Source organism: Methyloceanibacter sp. (genome assembly GCF_051306395.1).
Taxonomy (GTDB): domain Bacteria; phylum Pseudomonadota; class Alphaproteobacteria; order Rhizobiales; family Methyloligellaceae; genus Methyloceanibacter.
Genome location: NZ_JBPPND010000228.1, coordinates 1 through 6,257 on the forward strand (window position 1 = coordinate 1; position 6,257 = coordinate 6,257).

A 6,257-nucleotide genomic window follows, 5' to 3' on the forward strand; every position below is an offset into this window, starting at 1 on the left:
AGCACGCCCTATCTCATCTTCCTCGTCTTGGCGCTGCTCTGCGGCTGTGGCGGCGGCAACTTTGCCTCCTCGATGGCCAATATCAGCTTCTTCTTCCCCAAGAAGGAAAAAGGCAACGCGCTCGCCCTCAATGCCGGCCTGGGCAATCTCGGTGTCAGCGTGGTGCAGTTCGTCGTGCCGCTGGTCATCACTGCTGGCGTCTTTGGAGTCATCGGCGGCGAACCGCAAGCGGCCTCAGACGGCACGCGCCTGTGGTTGCAGAACGCGGGCTTCATCTGGGTGCCCTTCCTGCTTATCACCACCATCGCCGCCTGGTTCGGGATGAACGACATCGCTTCGGCGAAGGCCTCGTTTAACGAGCAGGCCGTCATCTTCCAGCGCAAGCACAACTGGATCATGTGCTGGCTCTATACCGGCACTTTCGGATCTTTCATCGGCTATTCCGCTGGCTTCCCCCTTCTCGCCAAGACGCAGTTCCCCGACGTGAACTCGCTGCCCTTCATCTTCTTGGGGCCCTTGGTCGGCGCTCTGTCACGCGCCGCCTCAGGCTGGATCGCCGACCGCTGGGGCGGCGGCCGCGTCACCTTATGGGTGTTCGTGGTTATGATCGCCGCCGTCGGCGGGGTGCTGTTCTTCCTCGGTATCAAGGACCAACCCGGCGCCTTCTGGGGCTTCTTCGCGATGTTCCTGGTGTTGTTCTTCGCGACCGGCGTTGGCAATGCCTCAACCTTTCAGATGATCCCGTCGATCATGCGCAAAGAGATCGGCCGCTTGATGCCCGATGCTCCGGTCGCCGAGCAGACGCGCCAAGCTGACAAGGAATCGGCAGCGATCATCGGCTTCACCTCGGCAATCGCGGCCTACGGCGCCTTCTTTATTCCCAAGGCTTACGGCAGCTCGATCGATGTTTCCGGCGGACCCGAACTGGCGCTGTGGGGCTTCGTGCTCTTCTACGTCACGTGCGTCGCGGCCACCTGGTGGGTCTACACCCGCCGCGGCGGCCTGCTTTATGACATCGAACGGGATGGTCCCCCGCCCACCGACAGCAGGCGTAAGCAAGCCAGCGCCGGAGAGTCCGTCCGCGCGCCTATGCCCGCGGCCGGCAGCAGATGAGCGCCGCCCAAAAAACTCGCTTGGTGGCGCGGTCTGTTTTTGTTGGCCTGTCGCTGACGGTGTCAGCTGCTGCTTGCGGCGGGTCGGCGTTCGCCCAGAGCCCCGACTACGATCCGCAGCAAGGGGCGCCGACGCGCTATCAGGCGCCCCATGATGGCTTCTTCAAGGGCAAGTTCTGGACCGACACCCGCTACCGCTATGAGTATGTGGACCAGGCCAACCTGACGAAGGACGCGCGCGCTTCGACCTTGCGGAACAAGACCGGCGTCGAGTCCGGCTTCTTCCATGGCTTCCGGGCCGGCGTCGAAGGCGAGTTCGTCGTCGAGCTCGGGCCCGACGATTTCAACAACACGATCAACGGCAGGACTCAGTACCCGATTGTCGTGGATGTCGAGTCCGCCGAGGTCGACCAGGCTTATTTGGAATCCCAAAGCATTCCGGGCGTGGCGCTGCTCGGCGGGCGTTTTCTGGAGAACCTCGACAATCTCCGCTATGTGGGCTCGGTCGCCTGGCGCCAGAACGACCAGACCTTCGACGGCGCCAAAGCGACCGTTACGGCGATACCCGGCGTCACCTTACTCTATGCCTATATCGGCAACGTGAACCGCATCTTCAGTGACAGCTCCCCGGTCGGGAACATTCACTCCAACGTCCATCTGATGCACGCGGAGAGCAAGGAACTTTCCATCGGCAAGCTCACCGCCTACGCCTATTTGATGGATCTCTACGACCTCGATCCATTGTCTAATGCGAGCTATGGCGGCTTTCTCAAAGGCAAGCAGAAGCTGAACGACAGCCTGACCTATCACTATCGGCTGGAATACGCCCAACAGACGAGCTACGGCGATGCGCCGATCGACTACGACGCCGATTATGTGCGCGTGGAACAGGGGTTGTCGAAGGGCGGGTTTACCGCGACGGCTGTTTACGAGCTTCTCGGCAGCGATGGCGGATCAGCCGCGTTCCAAACGCCGCTCGCCACCGGACACATCTTCAATGGCTTCGCAGATGTGTTTCTGGTGACGCCGCCGACGGGCCTTCAGGACTTTTATGTCGAGGCCAAATACAAGATGCCCCAAGGCTCAAGCGGCCCGCTCAGCGCATTCGGTGGACTATTGCTGGTCGCGCAATATCACGAGTTCCGCTCGGCGGTGCAGGACCTCGATTACGGCTCGGAGTTCGACTTCTACGCCTATCTGCCCTTGCGAGACGGCTTCTACGCGGAAGCCAAATACGCCAATTATCAGGCGGACGCGTTCTTCACCGACATACAGAAGGTGATTTTCGGGCTCGGCTACCAGTACTAGCGCGGCGTAGACGCTGAAACTTTAGCTGTCGATGCTCGGGCATGATCGGAAGAATGCCGCGTTAGGACAGAAATCCGCTGACCCTCGCTGCCTTTCACTTGCCAGCCAATGCCGGCATATTCCTTCGAGCTGACAATAGCGGCATTTGGCGCGGGCCTCGATGAAGGCTAGCCCTCCATCCACGCCAAGTGCCGTAAGAACATCCACTCTGCGGGCCTCCATCATCCGATCCATCAGTTCGTAGCGCTGACGCAATTCTTCGTGCGTTGGCCACAGCAACCTCGAATTTGGCATCGATCACCTCCCTGTTCTGCGAGGACGGCCAGTGAGGAAGCCCCATTCTAAGCCTCCAGCTATGGGGCGTTGTTGCTCCATAGCAAGTTCTCCACGCGAGGCCACTGGAGCCCTCCTGCCCTTCAGCCGCGCTCGCGGCGCGGTCGGAGCAACATCGGCGCGTACTCGAAGAGGAACAGGCCGAAGGCCGCCATCCACGCGATGCCCGAAAATTCGAGCAGACCGCCATAGACGTGCGGCAAAACTCCGGCTGCGATGCGCAAAACGGAAGCAGTAATCACGGTCGCGTAAGTAACGAGAGTGAGTGCCGATGCCGTGAGCTCGTGACCCGTATGGCCGCGCGTCGCCCGCGTCATGACAGCGAGTGTCATGACGCCGATGGCACCAACGGTCCAAGCATGCAACGCCGCCGTGCCGACAAGGGCGTGCGGTTCGAAGACGGAGATACCGCCGAGCAGAAAACCGAGTGGGACAAAGGCGTAACCGAGGTGCAGCACCAGAACGAGAGGTTCGCGCCACGTATTCTGGCCCCCCCAGCGCCCCAGGCGCAAAGTCTGAAGGCTTGCGGCAATCAGAAATAAGATCCCCGTCGCTGTAGCTCCGGGCCGTAAGATCCACAGGAGGAGCGCCACACCGGAAACGAGTAGCGTCAGCAAATCGAAACGATCGAAGGAAGCTGGCAGACGTTTCGCTCTCATCCGCAACAGCCAGGTATGCGTGAAGCTCGGGACGATGCGCCCGCCGACAAGCATGATGAGTCCGATCAGCGCCGCAACGCCCACGCGGCTTGCGGTGCTCGCGCTTCCCGTGCTCAGCACCTCGAAATGGAAGCCGATGTTGGCGGCGGCCAAGAGCGCGACAAGAGCCAGCGGCGTTGCGTTGCGCCAATTGCGGCCAACCAGGACTTCGCGGGCCATGAGCAGCAAAACGCTGGGAAGGAACAGGCTGTCGAGCACCACAGCCGGCAAAGGCCCTGCGAATCCCGTAGTCAGGAAGGCGACACGCGCCGTGCACCACAGAATAAACAGGAGAAGGAGCCGCCAGCCCGCGACCGGTAGACGCCCAGTCCAGTTGGGCACCGCCGTCAACAGAAACCCGGCCACCACGGCTGCGCCGTACCCAAAAATCATCTCGTGGGCGTGCCATGCCGAAGCGCCGTACCCGTCGGCCAGATTCAGGAGTCCTGCAATCGACCCGAGCCAAAGCGCCATGGCGACGACCGCCCAAAGCGCGGCGCCCAGGAAAAACGGCCGGAAGCCATAGCTGAAAAGCGGAATGAACGCCTTTGCGGCTGCACGCCTGCGGCCACTCACTGTCTCCGCCTCGAAGCTGCGTTGCATCGCCTTTGGCCTCCTACTCCCTGAAGCTGGGCGCATGGGCTGCATGTTACGGTCCCAAGTGCTGACTCGATGTTGATGCAACGCAAGCTCGCATTCAGCGCGAGCGATTTTCTCCGTTTTCCCGTCTGGCACTGCCACGACGCTCTGCAACCTTGGAAAGGCCCTGAACATCACGGACGACAATCTTGCGGCGTCCAACGACGACGAGTCCCGCCATCTCCCAGGCGCTCAAGATTCGGCTGACGGAGTGGAATGTCGTTCCAGAGGCCTGGGCCAGATCCTGCTGTGTAATCGGGAAGTCGATCAAAATCCCTTCGTCGGTGGGGTGGCCCGATTGCGCGACAAGCCGCAGCAGCGTGTGAGCGACGCGGTGCTCGACCTCTTCGGTCGACAGCTCCTTGAGCCTGGTATGAGCCTCCTGTAACCGATCGCCCATCGTCTGCATGACGTTCGAAGCCAAGGACGGATGGGCCACTATGAAGTCGTCCCAGATTTCGCCCGGCCAAACGAGAGTGACGCTATCCACCACTGCGGTTGCTGTAGCCGGATAGTCCTCTCGGCGGAGCGCCTTGGCGATCCCGTAGATGTCGCCGGGGTTGACGAAGCGGATAAGGACCTGTTGCCCATGAGGCGTAACCTTCACCACCTTCAGGCGGCCGTGCAGTAGCACGAAGAAGGCCTTGGCGATCTCTCCCTGCTGGAAGACGGCTGTCCCCTTCGCTACACGCTGCGCCTTGGCATGGGCAATGACGTCGTCAAGTTCGGCATCGCCCATGGCGCTGAAGAGCGGCAGCGCATGGATTAGGCTGCGGTCGAGTTTTGACATTCCCCCGGGGCCTTCCTTTCTGGGTCAGCCCGTGAGGGTAGCGACCACCACGGCCAAAGGTCAAACAGCCCGACTGACGTTGGGCTCAGGGGCTGCGGGTCAGCCGCGCGCTCAATATTATGAGGGACGGCCGCCGTCACTTACTGGGTCCAGGCAGGCTGATCGACGCCGAAGGCCCGCTACCGAGGCAGCGTTTTGGACGAGCTAAGGTCTAAGCCAATCAATCCAGAGAGTTTTTCTCGTACAGCCCGATCATTCAAAGCGGCAGCGCGTGCCGGATCAGAAGAAGAAGATCCAGAGCGCGAGCACGACGCAAACGATCGTCACGACCAGCCAAATCATCGGCCAGCCGCGCCCCTCCTCGTGCTGCACCGAGGCACTGTCGGCGGGGGCGCGGGTCGGATGGGTGGTGTCGTGCGTCTTATCGGTGCGGGTTTTTAGGGCCGGGTTCAAGCCTCGGTCGGCGCTCGGCCCGTCAGGTTTGTCGCTCATCGGTCTTCTTCCTTTATGTCCACCGGCGCTCGGCGCGCCGCTGCCTCGGCCGTGAGCCGCCATTCGACCATCGTGCGCAGGCAGACCGTGCCGGGGTCATCAGTGTCCCTGAGGCGCGAGGTCAGCGTCGCCCAATCGTCCTCGGACGCATACTGTCCGAAGTCGGCGACGGCCGCCCGCACATAGCTCGTCGGGCTTTCGCCCGCCGGATCGGCCGCCGCTGCGATCCGGCCGACGAGATCCCGGTCCGTGGCTTCCAGCCATCGCATGAAGTCGCCCGACGAGCGGCGAGCTGCGGCCAAAACATCGCCCAGCATCGGCATCAGAGGGCGGCCTGTTCGGGCGTGGGCTCGACGACGACGCCCTCGATCTCGGCCCGTTGAGCGAGCGCGGCGACGTAGCGGGTAGCTGCCACCGACCAGCTGCGCGCGGCGAGCATCTCGGCGATCTTGTCCTGCACGGCCTCGAACGGCAGCGTGTGTCCCTCGATCCGGCGGTGCAGGCGGATGGCGTGCCAGCCGAAGCGCGAGCGGACCGGCATCCGGTGGGTCTCGCCCTCCTTGAGGGCCTCGATTACCTCCTGGACCTGGGGCACCAGCTCGCCGCGCCGCACCTGACCGAGCGATCCGTCCTGCGCCGCCGACGGGCAGGCGGAACGCTGCCGCGCCGCCTCGGCGAAGGCACCGGAATCGTCGCCGACCTCGGAGATGATGGCCCGCGCCTGGATGCCTGCCGCCCTCCAGGCCGCGTCGTCTTCGCCCTCGGGCTCGATCAGGATATGGCTGACCTCGAAGAGATCCGAGGTTCGGAACCGCTCCCGCCGGGCGTCGTAGTAGCGGCGGCATTCGATCTCGTCGGGTAGTGCCGGCTCGACCTCCTCGTCGA

Annotated in this window: 8 protein-coding genes; 2 read left to right on the plus strand and 6 right to left on the minus strand. The window is 62.7% G+C overall.

The genetic code is table 11. The annotated features are described in order from the left end of the window. Together ACSLE4_RS11885 and ACSLE4_RS11890 are read left to right on the plus strand one after the other, a co-directional pair. Positions 1 to 1,113: MFS transporter (locus tag ACSLE4_RS11885; protein ID WP_435904658.1), on the plus strand; the 1,113-nt coding region annotated here is incomplete at its 5' end. Between the two features lie 23 nt (positions 1,114 to 1,136). Beyond that, the gene (locus ACSLE4_RS11890) at positions 1,137 to 2,420 is read left to right on the plus strand and encodes a hypothetical protein (RefSeq protein ID WP_435904659.1); all 1,284 of its coding nucleotides are present in this window, start codon (positions 1,137 to 1,139) and stop codon (positions 2,418 to 2,420) included. A gap of 21 nt (positions 2,421 to 2,441) precedes the next feature. Here the strand turns inward: ACSLE4_RS11890 and ACSLE4_RS11895 are convergent, their stop codons facing one another. From ACSLE4_RS11895 to ACSLE4_RS11920, 6 genes are all read right to left on the minus strand, one after another. Next, on the minus strand, positions 2,442 to 2,714 hold the full coding sequence (locus ACSLE4_RS11895; RefSeq protein ID WP_435904660.1) for a DUF6455 family protein: 273 nt from the start codon (positions 2,712 to 2,714) through the stop codon (positions 2,442 to 2,444). Positions 2,715 to 2,836: 122 nt separating this feature from the next. Beyond that, on the minus strand, positions 2,837 to 4,054 hold the full coding sequence (locus ACSLE4_RS11900; protein ID WP_435904661.1) for an NnrS family protein: 1,218 nt from the start codon (positions 4,052 to 4,054) through the stop codon (positions 2,837 to 2,839). Positions 4,055 to 4,148: 94 nt separating this feature from the next. Next, positions 4,149 to 4,880 carry a Crp/Fnr family transcriptional regulator gene (locus tag ACSLE4_RS11905; protein WP_435904662.1) on the minus strand — a complete coding sequence of 244 codons (732 nt, stop codon included), beginning with the start codon at positions 4,878 to 4,880 and terminating at the stop codon, positions 4,149 to 4,151. Between the two features lie 279 nt (positions 4,881 to 5,159). Further along, positions 5,160 to 5,372: a hypothetical protein gene (locus ACSLE4_RS11910; RefSeq protein WP_435904663.1), complete on the minus strand. Its 213-nt coding sequence runs from the start codon at positions 5,370 to 5,372 to the stop codon at positions 5,160 to 5,162. Further along, positions 5,369 to 5,695: a hypothetical protein gene (locus ACSLE4_RS11915; protein WP_435904664.1), complete on the minus strand. Its 327-nt coding sequence runs from the start codon at positions 5,693 to 5,695 to the stop codon at positions 5,369 to 5,371. The genes ACSLE4_RS11910 and ACSLE4_RS11915 overlap by 4 nt, the downstream gene beginning before the upstream one ends. Beyond that, positions 5,695 to 6,257, minus strand: a 563-nt coding sequence (locus ACSLE4_RS11920; RefSeq protein WP_435904665.1) for a peptidylprolyl isomerase, incomplete at its 5' end; no start/stop codon positions are given. The genes ACSLE4_RS11915 and ACSLE4_RS11920, both read right to left, overlap by 1 nt.